Here is a 16,824-nt window from a genome sequence, read left to right as displayed (position 1 = left end):
TACACTGCAAGAAAAAAGCGTCGGCCGAAAACCGTTCTCCAGCCGTAGACCCGATCCCGTGTTCGGGTTACTCTGCCAGACACCACATCGCAAGGAGGGGAAGCCATGTTAGGAGCTGTTGCACACGTCGGGATTACAGTCAGGGATATGGACAAGGCGGTTGAGTTCTACCGCGATACCCTGGGTCTCAAGGTCATCGGGGATGTCACCATTGACGGGCAGGAGGCCAGCACCGTCACCCAGGTTCCCAACACCAAACTGCGCGCCGTGTATCTGCGCTACAAAGACGATCCGACCAGCCCGCCGATTGAACTCCTGCACTTCATCGAGCCGGGAGAGACGGGCAAGCCGTATCCCGGACTGGCCAACCCCGGCATCACCGAGGTCGCCTTCTGGGTCAAGGACATCGACAAGACCTACGAAGACCTGCGGGCCAAGGGGGTGGAGTTCTATTCGGCTCCGCAGCTGTTTGACCTCGAGGGCGAGGGCTACGGCAAGGTCAAAGCAGTCTATTTCCGCGACCTCGACGGCACGACCCTGGAGCTGATGCAGAACTGTTCGGACTGAACCGCCTCTGAGCCTGTCTCATATCACGTCGCCGGATGGCCGGCGGCCGCTCAGAGCTGGCGGATGTCCATCCAGTCCAGCAGGGGTTGGTCGGCCACCTCGGCACCCTCGGCCAAAAGTTCCAGGACATCCATCGACATCCAGTAGCGCACCCGTCCCAGCCACAGGTAGGGCGTCTTGACCGAGTTATTGACCTCGCCGCCGTGCAGTGAGGGGATGAATTTCCGGGGCGGGATCGCCTCCACCCACAGCTCGGCGCCCAGGTTACGCCGCACCCAGGCGTGCGAGTCGGGATGAATCAGCTCCCAGCTGCGGGGCTCGACAATCCGGGCTTTCTGGCAGCGCATGTCCCTCCCCACGGATCGCCACCCTGCGGGCTTAGATGACGCCTTGGGCGGCCAGCCGTGCGATCTCCTCGTCGTCGAGTCCGGCCTCGGCCAGTACGTCCCGGGTGTGCTGGCCCAGCAGCGGCGCACCGCTCTTGAAGTCGGTCACCCGATTATGGCCGTCGGTCGCGGCCGACACCGGGAAATGCAGCTCACGGCCGATCTGGGGCTGACGAATGGCCTGGAACGTCCCCCGCGCCTGAAAGTGCGGATCGTCCAGATTCTCCTCGGGGTAGCGCACGCTGGCCCACAACAGGCCCTTGGCCTGGGCCTTGTGGTAGACGTCCTCGGCGCTCATGGCGGCGACAAGCCTGTCGACCTGGGCGCTCAGGTGCTTGTTGGCCGCAGCCGGGGAGCTTTCGCTCAGCTGACGGTAGGCGTCGGACTCAAGGTCGTGCTCAACTCCCGCTTCGTTGAGCATCTCGGCAATGATCCGCACGTCGCGGCTGCCCCAAAACAGGAAGGCCTTCACGTAGCGGTCGTCTTGGGTCCGACGCAGCCAGGCCGGCGTCTTGGCCGTGGCGGCGTGGCGGCCGGTCTGCCGCCGGACAACGTCCTGGTTGTAGATATAGCAGGGCAGCGCCACCTCGGTGCAGGTGCTGACCGCCTCATGGATCGAGACATCGATGCAGTCGCCCTCATCGGTCAGCTCGCGGAAGTTGAGCGCCGCAGCCAAGGCCAGGACCGCATGTTCACACGCAATGTGGTAGGCCTGCCACATGCCGGGCGCGATCGGCGGGGTATCGTAGACTCCGTCCGGCCCCGGATCGTAGCCGCACGAGGCCATCACCCCGCCCATGGCCAGCTGGGTCAGGTCGGTCATTGCCAGGTCGCGGTACGGGCCGTCCAGCCCAAACGGCGTAAGCGTGCAGATGATGAGGCCGGGATTGTCGGCCTGCACCTCGCGGTACAGTCCGAGGCGTTGCTCGACATCAACGGCCGGGCCGGAATCAATGACAATATCGGCGCGCCGGACCAGCCGTTCCAGCGCCCCCCGGGCGGCCGGCTGAGCGGGGTCGAGACCGACGCTCTTCTTGCCCAGGTTGTAGCGCCAGAAGCACAAACTGTGTTCCGGGTCGGGCTGCGAAGAGGCGAAGGGCCCCAAGCGGCGTGAGTTGGAGCCTTCCCGCCCCTCCAGCTTGATGACCTCGGCGCCGAACGAGGCCAGTAACAGGCCGGCGAACTCTCCGCGCTCGTCACCACACTCCACAACCAGCCTGCCCTCAAGGGCTCGGCTTAAAGCGGCTTGGCTGTTCAAATGATCCAGTCCTCTCTGAGCTGGGCAATCTCCTCAACCGAGAGCCCGAGCACGTCACGATACACCTTGTCATTGTCCTCGCCCATGCACGGAGCGCCCCGCCCCGGCAGCCCACCGACGCTGAGCCGCATGTTTTGGACGCGGGCCGGAAAATCCTCAATCGGCCAGGTCCCGATTTCGGAGTGGGGCAAGGACACAAACGCGCCACGCGCCTTCAGCTGCGGGTCGCGGGTAAAGCGATCAACCGACTTCTGGACCGCGCCGGACGGCACCCCGCGCCCCTGGAGCCGCGCCATGAGATCGTAGCGCTCCTCATTCGTTGTGAACTCGGCCAGCCGTCGGTCGAGCTCGTCTTCGGCCGCCTTGCGTCCGGCCGCAGTCTGAAAGCGGGCTTCGCCGGCCCACTCAGGCGAACCCATCTCAGCCACCAGCTCCCGCCACTGGTCGTCGGTCTGGACCGCCAGAGTAATCCACGCGTCGTCTCCCCGACACGGATAGGCGCCGTGCGGCGCCCAGTCCGCCACCGGCATCCGGTTGCCGTAGCGCCGGGTGGGTTTGCCGCTCAGCTGGGCCTCGAGCGTGGCCGTTCCAGACACCATCAGCCCGGTCTCGGCCTGGGACAGATCGATATAGCAGCCCTGGCCGGTCTTGCGCCGCTGGATCAGCGCCATCAGCACATGCATCGCCCCGTAGTAGCCGGTGGAGTGGTCGAGATACGAATAGCCCCAGCCGGCCGGCGGCATGGGATCGGGCAGCCCCGACATATGGGTCAGACCCGACAGAGCCTGGGCGGTGGGCCCGACGCTCAGATAGTCGTCATAGGTGCCCGACTTTCCCATGCCGCTGATCTGCAGATAGATCAGCTCGGGGTTGATCTCGCGCAAGACCTCATAGCCGAGTTCCCAGCGGTCCATCTGGCCCGGGCTGTAGTTCTCGCACAGGACCGAGGAGCGGGCGATCAGACGTTTGAACAAATCGCGGCCCTGGGGCAGGCTCATGTTGAGGGTGATGCCGTATTTGCCGGGGTTGATGTTGTTGAACAGGCCGCTGCGGTTGAGGCTGTCGGCCGCGCCGCCGGGCGCTCTGGGTTGGACCCCGCGCAGCAGGTCGAGCGCCCGCTGATCGTGCCATTCAACCCGGATCACCTCGGCACCCATGGTCGCCAGCATACGGGTGGCGTTCGGACCGGCGACAATTTTTGTCAGATCGATGACGCGCACGCCGTCGAGCGGGCGTCGGCGTTGCGGTTTCGCCCCTGGGGAGGCTGCTGAGTGTGCCATTGAGGTTTCCCTTCTGGACTAGGTGCGCGCGTATATGCACGTTCCACAGGCTCAGTTTCTACACGACGCAGGACAAAAAGAAAACCTGACATCGGCGCACTCGGTAGCGCGTTGACAAGGCTGTTCGCGCATCATACGACAGCACCAGAAACGGGGAAAGCTATGCTTACACGGATTGTTATCGACAGCGTCCAGTCTCCGACCTTTGACGGCCTGTCCTTCGGTCAGGTCGGCCAGTATGAAAAACTGGTCGGCCGCGCCTATGGCGAGCTTGACCCAAACAGCCCGCTCAACGCGGTCATCACCGACATTGCTCTGGCGCCCCGCAACGCCCGCGGTCGGGTTGAGTATTCCACCGACTTTTACATCCTGAAGCCGTGCGACCCGGCCCGGGGCAATAAGGTCCTGCTGTTCGATGTCACCAACCGGGGCAACAAGATCACCTACCTGCCGCTGAACTTTCCGTTCCGGGCGCCGCCCGAGTTCCCGCCGATTAACGACCCGTGCACGGCCCAGGACGCCGGGACCGGCTACCTCATGCGCCAGGGCTATACCATTGTCTGGACCGGGTGGGACGCCACCGCCCCGGCCGGCAACGACCGGCTGACCACCACGGTTCCGGTTGCCCGCGAGAACGGCCGGCCGATTATTGGTCCTGCACTCGAAGAGATCATGGCCGATAACGTCCAGACCGCCGTGCCCGGCCAGGCCGTGTACCGCTATCCGCTGACCTATCCGGCCGCCAGCCTCGACACGTCTCAGGCCAGTCTGACGGTGCGCGAGTACCGCAGCGATGAGCCCCGGCTTATTCCGCCGACCGACTGGCACTACCTCGACGCGTCGACAATCGGGCTGCTGCCGCAGGACGAGCGGCCGTTCGAGAGCGGTCAGATCTATCAGTTTGTGTATCCGGCCACCGACCCTATCGTGGCCGGTATCGGCTTTGCCGCAGTACGCGATTTTGTGGCCTTTGTGCGCCACGCTCAGACCGACACACACGCCACGCCCAACCCTCTGGCCGACACGCTCAGCTGGTCTCTCGCCACCGGGCTGTCGCAGTCGGGCCGCTTCCATCGACCGTTTCTGTATCTGGGCTGCAACCAGGACGAGGACGGCCGTCGGGTGTTCGACGGCATGCTGCCGTATATCAACGGGGCGGGCGGCGGGTTTTTCAACTACCGCTTTGCCCAGCCGAATCGAACCGCCTTTCAGCGTTGGAGCCACGTCTACCCGGAGCAGGTTTTTCCGTTTGCCTACTCCCCCCTGTGCGATCCGCTGACGGGCAAAACCGATAGTGTCCTGGCCCGTAGCGAAGCCTCGGCCACAAGCCCCAAGATCATGGAGGTCAACGACTCCAACAGCTACTGGTTCAAGAGCGCGTCGCTGGCCATCACCACGCCGGACGGCAGCGCCGACCTGGCCGACCCCCCCAATGTACGTTTTTACCTGCTGTCGAGCATCGCCCACGGGGTGGCGTCCGGACGCGGCAGCTGCCAACAGCTCCAGAACCCGATCAGTCCCGGCCCGGCTCTGCGGGCGCTGCTGGCCGCGCTGACCGACTGGGTGACGACCGACAAAGAGCCGCCGTCCAGCCAGGTGCCACGGTTGAGCGACGGCACGCTCGTCCCACCCCAGCCGCAATCCAGCCTTGGTTTTCCCCAGATTCCGGGGGTGGCGTATACCGGAGTGACCAGCATCCGTGAGCTGTACGACTACGGTCCCGAGTTCGACCGCGGCATCATCAGCAGCCTGCCCCCGCGCGAGACCGGTCGCGCCTATCCGACCCTGGTACCCAGGGTCACGCCGGACGGGATCGACGTGGCGGGCATTCAGCTGCCGGATATGGCGGTTCCCCTCGGCACCTATACGGGCTGGAACCTGCTGGCCAATACGCCCAAGGACGAATGCTCGGCAATGGGCTCTTTTATTCCGTTCGCCACGACCAAGGCCGAGCGGCTGACCAGCGGCGACCCCCGTCTGTCTCTTGAGGAACGCTACGTCACCCAAGGCCGCTACGTCCAGGCAGTCAGGGCTGCGGCCCAACGGCTCGTCGCCCAGGGTCTACTGCTGGACGAAGACGCCGCAGCCTATGTCGAGGCCGCCGAACAGCGTCAGCTCGGCCTGCCGCAGGAATAAACATGACGACACCACCCGACCGGCTGCTCGTGTCCGAGATATTCGAGAGCGTCCAGGGTGAGGGCGTCTCTTTGGGCGTGCCGTCCGTCTTTCTGCGCCTGGCCCACTGTAACCTGCGCTGTGGCTGGTGCGACACCAAATATACCTGGGACTGGCACGCCTACGACATCCGCAAAGAGGTCCGTGAATACAGCCTCGATCAAACCGTAGACGCGCTTCAGCGTCTGCGGCCGAGGAACCTGGTCGTGACCGGTGGGGAACCGCTGCTGCAACAGCCGGCTCTTGTCAGCCTGCTGAGACGGCTGGAGGGCTGGACCAGCGAGGTCGAGACCGCCGGCACCCTCGTGCCCGATGCGCGGCTGACCGCCATCACCACCCGCTGGAACGTCTCGCCCAAGCTGGACAACTCGGGCAATCCGACCGACAAGCGGCTACGGCCCGAAGCCCTGCGGGCCTTTGCGGCCCTGCCGAACGCCTCTTTCAAATTTGTCCTCACCGCAGCTTCGGACCTTGCCGAGGTGTCAGACCTGATAGCGCGCTTCGATCTGCCGTCCGAGCGGGTTATGCTGATGCCCGAAGCGACCGAGGCCGGGCGGCTGAACGCTCTGGCCCGGGACTTGGTCGAAGCCTGTATACAGTACGGCTACCGACTCAGCTATCGCCTCCACGTCGCCCTGTGGGGGGCTAAACGCGGGGTGTAGCGCCCCCGATCACGTCTCTGGAAACCGCATCCGGCCCGCGAGTCTGCCGGCAGGTCACGCTTGACGACAGCAGGATACCCATGGCCGTCTCGACCGGAATCGGTTAGAATCGGCCGAAGGAATCCACTCGTCAGACCCGTGAAAGGAAGACAACAGCATGGCACTCGACTATGGCAATATCATCGACGCCGATGGACATATCCTCGAACCCCTCGACGCCTGGGAGAAATACATCGACCCGGCCTACCGTGACCGGGCGCTGCGCATCCGCCGCCACGACGGCAGAGAGGTGCTGGAGCTGGACGGTAAGCCCTCGCGCTTCTTTAATATCCAGACGCTGACCGGGCTGGGGGCAATGGGCAAAAGCAGCCAGGAGATAGCGGAGCTGATGGAGCAGTCCTACCCGGGCAACGCGCCGTTCGGCTCCATGGACCCCAAAGAACGCGTCGCCCTGCTCGACCGGGAGGGTATTGCCAAAGCCATCCTGTATCCGAGCCTGGGTCTGACCTGGGAGTGCGAGCTGGAGGACGCCGAGCTGTCCCTGGCCTACGCCCAGGCCTATAACCGCTGGCTGTGCGACTTCTGCGCCGACTCGGACGGCCGCCTGATTGCCATTGCCCATATTTCGCTGGCCGATCCGGTCAAAGCCGCAGCCGAGTTGGAACGCTCGGTGCGAGCCGGTGCCAGAGGCGCGTTTGTGGCGCCCTATACGCTGACCCGCATCCCCCACGCCCACCCCGACCACGACACCTTCTGGGCCACAGCCCAGGACCTGGATGTCCCGGTCGCCATCCACCCCATGGCCGAACATCCCAAGATTCGGACCTATCAGCGCTTTGACGGCATGGGCAAGGCGCGCTGGATGCAGAACGCGCTGGGCATGCAGGGCCCTCAGCAGGCGTTTTACGGCCTGTTCCAGTGGGGCTTGTTTGACCGCTTCCCAAAGATCAAGGCGGTCGTGCTGGAGTCCGGGGCGGGCTGGATCGGGGCGGCCCTGGACCGCATGGACACGACCTATGAGACCAGCCTGGGCGATAGCGTACCGCTCAAGGAAAAGCCCAGCTTTTATTTCAAGCGTCAGTGCTGGATTTCGGGCGACCCGGACGAGCGGGCGCTGGCCCACATCATCGACTATGTAGGCCAGGACCGGTTTTTCTGGGCGACCGACTATCCCCACTTTGACCACCCCGGAAACTACATGGACGAGTTGCAGGAGCTGGTTGCGCCGCTGTCGGAGACGGCCCGCCGCAACCTGCTGGGCGACAGCGCGGCTCAGGTGTACGGCATTTAGCGGGCCGGACTTTCTGCTGCCAGCCGGGAGGACCCATGTCCGTCTCACGCCTGACGCATATCACCCAGATCGGCGTCGAACAGATGGGCGCGCTGGCGGACAGCCTCGAAGACCCCGAGGTGTTGCGGCTGGAAAATCTCGATACCGACCTGCGCCCGCCAGCCAGCGCCCTCGCCTTCACCAAACGGGCGGTTGATGACGACGCGGCCAACAGTTATCTGCCCTTTTTCGGGCTCGATAGCGTCCGCCAGGCGGCCGCGCGTCTGGTCGCGCGACAGTCGGGCCAGGCGTATGACTGGAAGACCGAATGCCTGATCAGTGCCGGCGGGCTGTCGGGCATCCTGAATGTCCTGCTGGCAACTCTGGAACCCGGCGACGAGGTCGTGCTGACCGATCCGATCTATGTCGGCCTGGTGAATCGGGTCCGTCTGGCGGGCGGAGTGCCGCGTTTTGTTCCCCTGCTCCCCTCGGCCCAAGGCTGGCGCCTGGATGTGGCGGCGCTGGCCAGCCTTGATCCCCATCCGATCAAAGCAGCCCTGCTGATGAGCCCCTCCATGCCCACCGGGGCGGTCTTCACACGGGAAGAGTGGTCGGCGCTGATCGCCTTTTGTCAGCAGGCCGAGTGCTGGCTTATCAACGACGCAGCAATGGAGCGGATTGTGTACGACGGCCGCCCGGTCGTTCATCCCGCCGCCTTCCCCGGCATGCGTGAGAGAGTCATCAGCGTCGGCTCGGCGTCCAAAGAGTATCGTATGATCGGCTGGCGGGTGGGCTGGGTGGTTGGCCCGGCTGACATTGTGGCCGATGTCGCCAGGGTCAGCATCAGCAACGTGGTGTGCCAGACCGGCCTGGCGATGGGAGCCGTTGCCACCGCCATCAATGCTCCCGACGACGGCATTGCGACCTGTGTTGAGGAGTGGCAGCACCGCCGGGCTGTGTTGCTGGACGAGCTACGCGACTTCGTGGTCATCCCGCCGCACGGTGGCTGGTCGTTTCTGCTGGATGTCTCGCCCCTGGGCCTGGATGGCGTCACGGCCTCACAGCGTCTGCTCGCCTCGGGCAAGATCGCGGCGACGCCGATGGTCAATTGGGGCAGCGCCAATAGCAAGAACTATGTACGCTTTGTGTTTGCCAACGAACCGGTTGAGCGGCTGCGCGGGGTTGGCGAACGGGTCAAACGCGCCCTGCTCTGAGCCGCACCGCAGACACGGAGAACAGCAATGATGACGCTCCCCCAGCCATACCCAGACCTCCAGGGCGCCTGCTTTGTGTGTCATCCGGCAGAGCCTGGAGAGCCGAGCCTGACCCGCCGGCAGCTTCTGGTCCAAGGCGCGCTGGCCGGGGCGGCTTTTGGAGCGGCCACGCCTGCCCCGCAGTCCGCCGCTGCCCCACCGCGCCAAGACACGCCGCCCGACCGCGACTGTATCATCGAAGCCCCATGGGGGCTGGTTTTTCAGAACGGCCGTCTCAGCCTGCTGCCCGAGTGTGCGGTTCGGGTGCGCCGCGACCGTATCGAAGCCGTCACCAGCGGTCGGATGCCGGGCGACACGCCCCGCATCCGCGCTACCGGCCAGCTCCTGCTGCCGGGTCTGATTTCCGGCCATACCCACACCTGTTCGGCGACCCCGACCCGGGGAATTATTGAGGGCGGCCGCTCCTACGCCCGCCCGCTCGAACTGGTCGAGCTGCTGAGTACGGAGGATCTGGACGCCCTGACCGCCTCCAACCTGGCCGAGCTGCTTCGCTCGGGCTGTACGACCCAGGTCGAGATGAGCCTCAGCCTGCGCCAGGCCGAGTCCTATGTGCGTATTGCCGGGCGCTGGGGCGTGCGGGGCTATCCGGGCGGCATGATTCCCGGTATTGGCCGGCTGTTTCCGATCTGGTTTCGCCAGGCCGACCAGGTCTTGACCGACTCGGAACAGCTCACCCTGGACGAGATTGAGGCCAACCGCCGCTTTAGTCTGGCTCACAACGGGGCTGAGGACGGTCGTATTCGCCCTCAAATGGCTCCCCACGCCACAGACACGCACACCCCCAAGACCATGGCTGCCATCCTGACCGCAGCCAAGGAAATCGGCAACGGTATTCACATCCATCTGTCCCAGAGCGCCCAGGAAACCCATACGGTCGAGCGCCTGTGGGGCAAACGTCCAGCCGTGTGGCTGGACGATCTGGGCTTTTATACCCAGCCCGTTTTTGGCGCCCACTTCACCGGGATTGACCTGGCCCGCGACCTGCCGTTTCTGGCCAAGAAAAATCTGACCTACGCCCACTGTCCGTCCGGGGGCGGGGCCGGGGGCAGCAGCGGAACCCAGCCCTACCCCGAGGCGCTGGCCGCCGGTGTCAGAACGACGATTGGCATTGACACCCATTCAAACGACTACATCGAAAACCTCAAACTGGCGGTTCTGTACGGCCGTGCCCGAGCCCGTCTGTTACAGCCCAGCAGCCCGGTGCCTCTGCACCTGCCCACAGTCTGGGATGCGGTGGAGGGCGCCACCCTGGGCGCGGCCAAAGGACTGGGCCGGGACGACATCGGCCGTATTGCGCCGGGGGCCAAAGCCGACCTGTGCACGGTCGATGTCAGCGGCTTCCTGAGCGGGGTCGGAGCCGTGCCCCCCGAGCCGCTCAACAACCTGCTGTACGCCCACGGGCTGAGCGTCCAGCATGTGATGACCGACGGCCGCTTCCAGGTTTTTCAGGGTCGCCTGGTGTGTGACGATGCCGAGCAGGTCCAAAAACGCGGCGGAGCCGTTGTGCAAAAAATCTGGGCTCAGCTGCGGGACGAGAACTGGTTCGCCTCAGGATAAGGAGCCGCCTCATGCCAACCCAGGACAGTGCCGACCTCGACCAAATCCTGCGTGCCGTACACGCCCTGGCCCCGCAAATCGAGGCTGCTATCGACACCATGGAGTCCGAGCGACGCCTGCCACACGCCCTGGCCCAGGCCTTGATGCAAGCCGGCGTCTTCCGCATGGGCGCGCCCCGGGCGTATGGCGGCGGGCAGCTTGACCCGATGGCCCAGGTCCGGGTCGTGGAAGAGCTGTCGCGTCTCAACGGTTCGGTCGGCTGGCTGTCGATGATCGCCACGGCGGCCAGCTTTCTGGCCGCCTTTCTGACTCCGCCCGTTGCCCAACGCCTGTTCGGCCACACGTCCAGCGTTGCGGCCGGCCAGCTCCGACCGCCCCAGCGCGCCGACCTTGTTGACAACGGCTACCGGGTGAGCGGCACGTGGCGTTTTGCCAGCGGCTGCCGACACGCCAGCGTGCTGGTGTGCGGGTCGATGGTCCATGAAAACGGCCAGCCCCGCCGCCTGGCCAACGGGCAGCCGGAAACGCGGGTGATGCTGGTCCCGGTTTCGGCCGCCACGATCAGCGACACCTGGCACACCACCGGCATGCGTGGCACCGGCAGTCACGACTTCAGCATCGAGGACGCCTTTGTGCCGTTCGACGAGAGCCCGAACATGGCCGAACCGCCGCAGTGTCCGAGCCCGCTGTACGCCTTCCCTGCCCTGTTTCTGGTCTCTCATGCCGGGGTACCGCTGGGTATCGCGCGTGGTGCGCTGGATTTTGTCCAGGAGCTGAGCGCTCAGAAGGAAATGCTGCCCAGCCGCCGCTTGCTGCGCGAGGACAGCCAGGTCCAGGAAACCGTGGCCTGGGCAGAGGCCAGCCTGGGCGCGGCCCGCAGCTACGTCTACGCCACGCTGGAAGACCTATGGCAAACGCTGTGCCGGGGTGACAGGCTGTCGCCCCGGCAGCGCGCCCACTATCGGTTAATGATCACCCACTCCCATCAGGCAGCCAAGGACATTGTCTCAAAGCTGTACGATACGGCCGCCACCAGCGCGATTTTTCGGACCAGCCCTCTCGACCGCCATATGCGCGATATTCTGACCGCCTGCCAGCACCGCGTTGTGCATCTCAAGATGTACCGGCCGGCGGGCCGCCTGCTGCTGGGACTCGACCCCGAGGAGTTGTTCTTTTAGGAAGGATGCTGGCTTCAAGGAGGGGCTCATGCTTCGTCTGTATGACAACCGTCTGTCTGGTAATGGCTACAAGCCGCGTCTGTTGCTCGCCCATCTGGGTCGGACCTACGAGCGTATCGAAATCGATATCCTGAAGGGAGAAACCCGGACCCCGGAATTTCTGGCCACAAACCCCAACGGCCGAATCCCGGTTCTGGAGCTTGAGGACGGAACCTGTCTTGCCGAGTCGAACGCGATCCTCTGCTATCTGGCGGAGGGCTCGTGCTTTCTTCCGTCCGATCCGTTAGCCCGTGCCTTCACTTTGCAGTGGATGTTCTTCGAGCAATATAGCCACGAGCCCTACATCGCCGTCGCCCGCCACTGGATTCAGCACACCGAAATGACGGAGGCCCAACGCGCCCAACTTCCGGCCAAGCAGACAGGCGGTCGTGCCGCGCTCGCAGTCATGGAGGGTCATCTCAGCGAATCGGACTGGTTCGGCGGAGAGGCGATGACCATCGCTGATTTCTCGCTTTACGCGTACACGCACATGGCGGAAGAGGGAGGATTCGACCTGACGGACTATCCTGCGGTCGGTGCTTGGCTGACTCGGGTAGCCAGTCAGCCAGGCCATATCCCAATGAATCCTGCGCCCGACGCGCCCACGATCGGTTGATGATTACCCACTCCCATCAGGCGGCCAAGGAGGCTGTCTCCAAGCTGTACGATACGACCCCGAGGAGTTGTTCTTTCAGGCATCAGTGGCACGGGCAGCAGGGGGCGCCTATACTGAGACGCAAGCGGAGAAACAGGAGTACCCATGAGTGATGACAAATTCCCAGTCGCCATTGTGGCCGCAGAAGCCCCGCTGCGGGCCAAAGCGTCGAATTATCCTGAGCCCTTTGCATCGCGGATGGCAGGTCGGCAGAAACGCCCGCTGGGCAGTGTGTTTGGGCTGTCAAACTTTGGCGTGAATCTCACCCGGCTCGCTCCAGGCGCGGTCTCTGCGCTGCGCCATGCCCACTCGCGTCAAGACGAGTTCATTTATATCTTGACGGGCCATCCGCTGTTGATGACAGACGACGGCGAGACCTCGCTGTCTCCCGGCATGTGCGCCGGATTCAAAGCTGGTACAGGCAACGGGCATCACCTCATCAACCGCACGGACGAGGATGTCGTGTACCTCGAAATCGGCGACCGCAGCGCGGACGATGGCGTTTCCTATCCTGACGACGATATACAAGCGGTCCTTGACAAAGACGGACAGTGGCAGTTTGTCCACAAAGACGGCACCCCATACTGAGCAGGACGATCCATCAGGAAAAGCGCAAGTTGGACACGGCTGCTCGTGACACCCAGGAAGAGAGAGACCGGTCGATCCCGCTCACTCGACGTGCTTCCAGGCGTGGTAGGAGCTGCGCACCAGGGGACCCGACTCAACGTGCCGAAAACCAATCTCCCGGGCCTGCTGGCCCAGTGCCGTAAATTCGTCGGGGTGGACGTAGCGTTCGACCGGCAGCTGCTCCTTGGACGGTCGCAGATACTGGCCGAGGGTCAGGATGTCGCACCCGACCGCGCGCAAATCGCCAAACACGGCCATCAACTCCTCGTAGGTCTCGCCTAGGCCAAGCATCAGGCCGGTCTTGGTCCGCAGCTCCGGGCGGACCTCTTTGACCCGCTGTAAGACGCGCAGCGAGCGCTCGTATTTGGCGCCGGGCCGGACTTTCTTATACAGCCGGGGCACCGTTTCGGTGTTGTGGTTGTAGATGTCCAGGGGAGCCTCGGCAACGGTGGTTACCGCAGCTTCGTTGCCCTGGAAGTCGGGCGTCAGCACTTCAATCGTGCTGCCCGGGTTGGCTCGCTTCAGCTGGCGGACCGTCTCGGCAAAATGGGCGGCTCCGCCGTCGGGCAAATCGTCCCGATTCACCGACGTGACGACGATGTGAGACAGGCCCATCTTCAGCGCGGCGTCGGCCACGCGCCTCGGCTCGTCCGGGTCAAGCCTGGCCATATGCCCGTGCTTGACCGCGCAGAAACGACAGTTGCGGGTACACACGTCCCCCATCAACATGAACGTGGCCGTGCCGTGGCCCCAACATTCACCGATATTGGGACAGTGGGCTTCCTCGCACACCGTGTTGAGCTTGAGGCTCGACACGATCCCCTTGGTCCTGGTGTAGCCCGGTCCGCCGGGCATCCGCACCTTGATCCACGCGGGGTGGCGACGCCTCAGCGGCTGAGGCTGTTCGGACTGTCGGCCGTCAGGCCGCGCATATTCCATAGCGTTTCCTCCGAGAGCGTCCCGGCTTGATACCCAAAGGTGGCGGCAAAGATTTCAGCCAGCCGGCTCTTGACCGCCTGGACAGTCATCGGACGACCGAGCGCACGCGCCATTGAGGTCATCCGCACGTCGGCCAAGCCACACGGAATGATCTTGTCAAAATACGACAGATCGGGATCGACGTTGAGGGCAAAGCCGTGAAACGTCACCCAGCGGCGGATACCGATGCCGATTGAGGCGATCTTGTCCTCACCACACCACACGCCGGTCAGGCCCTCACGCCGCCGGGCCGGCAGACCGTAGCTGGCCAGAGTCTGCATCAACACGTCTTCGAGACGGCGGATATAGGCGTGGACATCCCGACGCCGACCGGACAGGGCCAGGATCGGATAGCCGACGAGCTGGCCCGGTCCGTGAAAGGTCACCTGCCCGCCCCGGCTGACCCGCCGGACCGGCACTTGGCCGGGGTTCAGCACAAAGCGCTCGTCCGCCCCGCGCCCCAGGGTGTACACGGGCGGATGTTCGAGCAGCAGCAGCGTGTCCTGGCCGTCTCCCCCACGCCGCTGCTCGACACACGCCTCTTGCAGCGCCAGGGCGCGCCCATATTCGACCAGACCCAGATCGCAACACCGCAGCCGCATGTGTACCCGCTCTCCTAAAAGTTGATCGGTCGTCCCTCGGCGCTTAAGGCTGCTTCCATAATGGCTTCGGACAGGGTCGGATGGGCGTGGACCGTGCCGGTCAACTCGGCGGTGGTCGCTTCCAGAGTGCGCGCCAGACCGACCTCGGCTATCAGATCCGTGGCTCCCCGGCCGATGATATGGCAACCCAGGATTTCGCCGTACTGCTTATCCACTACCAGCTTCACCAAGCCCTCGTCGTGGCCGGCGGCCAGGGCTTTGCCGGAGGCCAGGAAGGGGAATTTGCCGATCGAGACCTCATAGCCCTGGTCTCTGGCCTGCTGTTCGCTGAGGCCGATGACCGCAATCTGGGGCTGGCAGTAGATGCAGGCCGGAATCCGCAGCTGATCGACACCCTTTTCCCGCACGCCGCGCATGCACTCGACCGCAGCCACGCCCTCCTCTGAGGCGGCGTGGGCCAGCAGGGGCTGGCCGATGACATCCCCGATTGCGTAGACCGACTCACAGCTGGTTTGAAACTGTTCGTTGACCTTGATATAGCCCCGGTCGAATTCCACCCCCAGGGCTTCCAGACCCAGGTCGGCGCTCAGCGGCGCGCGGCCGACCGCAACCAGGACCTTGTTGGCGGTGCGTTCTTTCACTTCCCCCTGATTGTCGAGCTGGACATCGAGACGGGCCGGGAATTTTTCGATGCCGGCGAATTTGGTGCCGGTCAGCACCTCAATGCCCTTTTTCTTAAAGCTCTTCTCCAACTCCTGGGCAATCTCGGCATCAACCCCAGGCAACAGCTGTGGCTCCATCTCCACCACCGTCACCCGGCTGCCGAAGACGCTGTAGATATAGGCGAACTCGCAGCCAATCGCTCCGCCCCCGACAATCAGCACCGACTCCGGGATTTCACTGTCGGTCAGCGCCTCATAGCTGGTGATGACCTGGCCGGCGTCGATCTCCAGGCCGGGCAGACTGCGCTCCTTCGAGCCGGTTGCGATCAGCACCCGTTCGGCCTCGACCTGCTGCTCGGCCTGGCCGTCGGCGCGGACCGACACCCGGTGCGGGCTCTCCAGACGCCCGGCGCCTTGCAGCAGCGGAATCTTGTTCTTCTTGAGCAGAAACTCGACCCCTTTGGCCAGGCGGCCGGCGACCGTTCGGGAGCGTTTGATGACCTGGCCGTAGTCGCACGACAAACCCTGGACCTTGATACCAAAGTGTTCGCTCTCCTTGAGGTCCTCATACATCTCGGCCGAGGTCAGGATGGCCTTGGACGGAATACAGCCCCAGTTCAGACACACCCCGCCGGCGTGTTCTTTTTCCACAACCGCAACCGTCAGCCCAAGTTGGGCGGCCCGAATAGCGGCCACATAGCCGCCCGGACCGGCGCCTATCACAACCAGATCGTAGCGTTCCACGTCATCTCTCTTTCTCTACACCATCAGGCCCACCGGATTTTCCAGCAGGCTCTTCAGCTCTTGCAAAAACTGTCCGCCAGTCATGCCGTCAAGGATGCGGTGGTCGCACGACAGGGTCACCATCATGATCGACGCAATCGTGACCTGACCGTCCCGCACCACCGGCCGCTCCTTAATCGCCCCAACGGCCAGGATGGCCGCCTGGGGCTGGTTGATGATGGCCGTAAAATGTTCAATCGGCAGCATGCCGAGGTTGGAAATCGTAAACGTCCCGCCGCTCAAATCCTCGGCTCGGGGCTTGCCGCTGCGGGCGCGCTCGACCAGCGCCGTGGCCTGGGCCGCAATCTCGAGCAGCGACAGGCTGTCGCAGTCGTGCAAGACCGGCACGATCAAACCGTCGTCGAGCGAGACGGCCAGACCGATATTGATGTGCTCCTGATACTCGCGGGCATCGCCGCCAAAACTGGCGTTGAGACGCGGATGGCGAGCCAGGGCGACGGCAACCGCCTTCATCAGCAGATGGGTGTAGGTCACATCCTCGGTCACCCGGTTGCTGGCCTTGAGCGCGGTGCGTAACCGGACCGCCTCGGACATATTGATCTCGGCCGTGAGGTAAAAATGGGGCGCTTCGCGCATGCTCTCCGACATACGCTTGGCGATGGTCGCCCGCATACGTGAAAATGGCTCTCTGGTGGCCGTTGCCGGGCCGGCAGAAGCCCGCGCCGCAGCCTGGGGCTCAATTTGGGGTTCTGCTTGGGACTCGGCTTGGAGTTCTGTTCGGGACTTGGCTGTGGCATCAAGCGGAGCCTGGGCTGCGGTATAGGCTTCGAGATCGCGCTTGACAATCCGGCCGCCCGGGCCGCTGCCCGGCACCTGACTGAGATCGAGACTCAGTTCCTGGGCCATGCGT

16 protein-coding genes are annotated in these 16,824 nt (G+C 64.2%); 9 read left to right on the top strand and 7 right to left on the bottom strand.

Annotated features, from left to right (window positions below; all coding sequences use genetic code 11):
- Positions 1-105 precede the first annotated feature (105 nt).
- The gene (locus J4F42_02170) at positions 106-567 is read left to right on the top strand and encodes a VOC family protein (protein MCE2484293.1); all 462 of its coding nucleotides are present in this window, start codon (positions 106-108) and stop codon (positions 565-567) included.
- 50 nt (positions 568-617) lie between these two features.
- On the opposite strand, the gene J4F42_02165 is transcribed toward J4F42_02170, so the two are convergent.
- The 3 genes from J4F42_02165 to J4F42_02155 are packed head-to-tail and all read right to left on the bottom strand — an operon-like array spanning position 618 to position 3,491.
- Positions 618-914 carry a hypothetical protein gene (locus J4F42_02165; GenBank protein ID MCE2484292.1) on the bottom strand — a complete coding sequence of 99 codons (297 nt, stop codon included), beginning with the start codon at positions 912-914 and terminating at the stop codon, positions 618-620.
- 31 nt (positions 915-945) lie between these two features.
- Entirely contained in the window at positions 946-2,211 is a 1,266-nt protein-coding gene (locus J4F42_02160; GenBank protein MCE2484291.1) for a CoA transferase, read from the bottom strand.
- The gene (locus J4F42_02155) at positions 2,208-3,491 is read right to left on the bottom strand and encodes a CoA transferase (protein MCE2484290.1); all 1,284 of its coding nucleotides are present in this window, start codon (positions 3,489-3,491) and stop codon (positions 2,208-2,210) included. Before J4F42_02155 ends, J4F42_02160 begins: the two co-directional genes overlap by 4 nt.
- Before the next feature lie 162 nt (positions 3,492-3,653).
- On the opposite strand from J4F42_02155, the gene J4F42_02150 reads away from it, so the two are divergent.
- From J4F42_02150 to J4F42_02115, 8 genes are all read left to right on the top strand, one after another.
- A complete protein-coding gene (locus tag J4F42_02150; GenBank protein MCE2484289.1) occupies positions 3,654-5,627 on the top strand; it encodes a hypothetical protein in 1,974 nt (657 codons plus the stop codon).
- 2 nt (positions 5,628-5,629) lie between these two features.
- A complete protein-coding gene (locus tag J4F42_02145; GenBank protein ID MCE2484288.1) occupies positions 5,630-6,328 on the top strand; it encodes a 7-carboxy-7-deazaguanine synthase QueE in 699 nt (232 codons plus the stop codon).
- A 157-nt stretch (positions 6,329-6,485) separates the two neighbouring features.
- On the top strand, positions 6,486-7,619 hold the full coding sequence (locus tag J4F42_02140; GenBank protein MCE2484287.1) for an amidohydrolase: 1,134 nt from the start codon (positions 6,486-6,488) through the stop codon (positions 7,617-7,619).
- Between the two features lie 35 nt (positions 7,620-7,654).
- The gene (locus tag J4F42_02135) at positions 7,655-8,812 is read left to right on the top strand and encodes a pyridoxal phosphate-dependent aminotransferase (GenBank protein ID MCE2484286.1); all 1,158 of its coding nucleotides are present in this window, start codon (positions 7,655-7,657) and stop codon (positions 8,810-8,812) included.
- Positions 8,813-8,839: 27 nt separating this feature from the next.
- Entirely contained in the window at positions 8,840-10,429 is a 1,590-nt protein-coding gene (locus J4F42_02130) for an amidohydrolase family protein (protein MCE2484285.1), read from the top strand.
- A gap of 11 nt (positions 10,430-10,440) precedes the next feature.
- Positions 10,441-11,607, top strand: a complete 1,167-nt coding sequence (locus J4F42_02125; protein MCE2484284.1) for an acyl-CoA dehydrogenase family protein — start codon at positions 10,441-10,443, stop codon at positions 11,605-11,607.
- Between the two features lie 28 nt (positions 11,608-11,635).
- The gene (locus J4F42_02120; GenBank protein ID MCE2484283.1) at positions 11,636-12,262 is read left to right on the top strand and encodes a glutathione S-transferase family protein; all 627 of its coding nucleotides are present in this window, start codon (positions 11,636-11,638) and stop codon (positions 12,260-12,262) included.
- Positions 12,263-12,406: 144 nt separating this feature from the next.
- A complete protein-coding gene (locus J4F42_02115) occupies positions 12,407-12,889 on the top strand; it encodes a cupin domain-containing protein (protein MCE2484282.1) in 483 nt (160 codons plus the stop codon).
- An 81-nt stretch (positions 12,890-12,970) separates the two neighbouring features.
- Here the strand turns inward: J4F42_02115 and lipA are convergent, their stop codons facing one another.
- From lipA to J4F42_02095, 4 genes are read right to left on the bottom strand one after another with little or no spacing between them, the layout of a single operon-like run.
- Positions 12,971-13,867, bottom strand: coding sequence for a lipoyl synthase (gene lipA, locus J4F42_02110; protein MCE2484281.1), 897 nt, complete (start codon positions 13,865-13,867; stop codon positions 12,971-12,973).
- A complete protein-coding gene (gene lipB / locus J4F42_02105; GenBank protein ID MCE2484280.1) occupies positions 13,816-14,508 on the bottom strand; it encodes a lipoyl(octanoyl) transferase LipB in 693 nt (230 codons plus the stop codon). Before lipB ends, lipA begins: the two co-directional genes overlap by 52 nt.
- Before the next feature lie 14 nt (positions 14,509-14,522).
- Positions 14,523-15,914 (bottom strand): dihydrolipoyl dehydrogenase, encoded by a 1,392-nt coding sequence (gene lpdA, locus J4F42_02100; GenBank protein MCE2484279.1) that lies wholly within the window; start codon positions 15,912-15,914, stop codon positions 14,523-14,525.
- A 15-nt stretch (positions 15,915-15,929) separates the two neighbouring features.
- Positions 15,930-16,820, bottom strand: a complete 891-nt coding sequence (locus tag J4F42_02095; GenBank protein MCE2484278.1) for a 2-oxo acid dehydrogenase subunit E2 — start codon at positions 16,818-16,820, stop codon at positions 15,930-15,932.
- Positions 16,821-16,824 lie beyond the last annotated feature (4 nt).

The sequence above is a fragment of the Desulfurellaceae bacterium genome (genome assembly GCA_021296095.1).
Classification (GTDB): Bacteria; Desulfobacterota; Binatia; order Bin18; family Bin18; genus JAAXHF01.
Note: the sequence above shows the minus strand (reverse complement) of the source record. Positions and strands in the feature narration are given on the sequence as shown.

Excerpts from the sequence above, each read along its gene's own strand:
- lipA (MCE2484281.1), bottom strand. The coding sequence starts at position 13,867 with ATGGAATATGCGCGGCCTGACGGCCGACAGTCCGAACAGCCTCAGCCG.
- J4F42_02140 (MCE2484287.1), top strand. The coding sequence starts at position 6,486 with ATGGCACTCGACTATGGCAATATCATCGACGCCGATGGACATATCCTC.
- J4F42_02130 (MCE2484285.1), top strand. The coding sequence starts at position 8,840 with ATGATGACGCTCCCCCAGCCATACCCAGACCTCCAGGGCGCCTGCTTT.
- J4F42_02135 (MCE2484286.1), top strand. The coding sequence starts at position 7,655 with ATGTCCGTCTCACGCCTGACGCATATCACCCAGATCGGCGTCGAACAG.
- J4F42_02145 (MCE2484288.1), top strand. The coding sequence starts at position 5,630 with ATGACGACACCACCCGACCGGCTGCTCGTGTCCGAGATATTCGAGAGC.
- J4F42_02095 (MCE2484278.1), bottom strand. The coding sequence starts at position 16,820 with ATGGCCCAGGAACTGAGTCTCGATCTCAGTCAGGTGCCGGGCAGCGGC.
- J4F42_02115 (MCE2484282.1), top strand. The coding sequence starts at position 12,407 with ATGAGTGATGACAAATTCCCAGTCGCCATTGTGGCCGCAGAAGCCCCG.
- J4F42_02155 (MCE2484290.1), bottom strand. The coding sequence starts at position 3,491 with ATGGCACACTCAGCAGCCTCCCCAGGGGCGAAACCGCAACGCCGACGC.
- J4F42_02150 (MCE2484289.1), top strand. The coding sequence starts at position 3,654 with ATGCTTACACGGATTGTTATCGACAGCGTCCAGTCTCCGACCTTTGAC.
- lipB (MCE2484280.1), bottom strand. The coding sequence starts at position 14,508 with ATGCGGCTGCGGTGTTGCGATCTGGGTCTGGTCGAATATGGGCGCGCC.
- J4F42_02165 (MCE2484292.1), bottom strand. The coding sequence starts at position 914 with ATGCGCTGCCAGAAAGCCCGGATTGTCGAGCCCCGCAGCTGGGAGCTG.
- J4F42_02125 (MCE2484284.1), top strand. The coding sequence starts at position 10,441 with ATGCCAACCCAGGACAGTGCCGACCTCGACCAAATCCTGCGTGCCGTA.
- J4F42_02120 (MCE2484283.1), top strand. The coding sequence starts at position 11,636 with ATGCTTCGTCTGTATGACAACCGTCTGTCTGGTAATGGCTACAAGCCG.
- J4F42_02170 (MCE2484293.1), top strand. The coding sequence starts at position 106 with ATGTTAGGAGCTGTTGCACACGTCGGGATTACAGTCAGGGATATGGAC.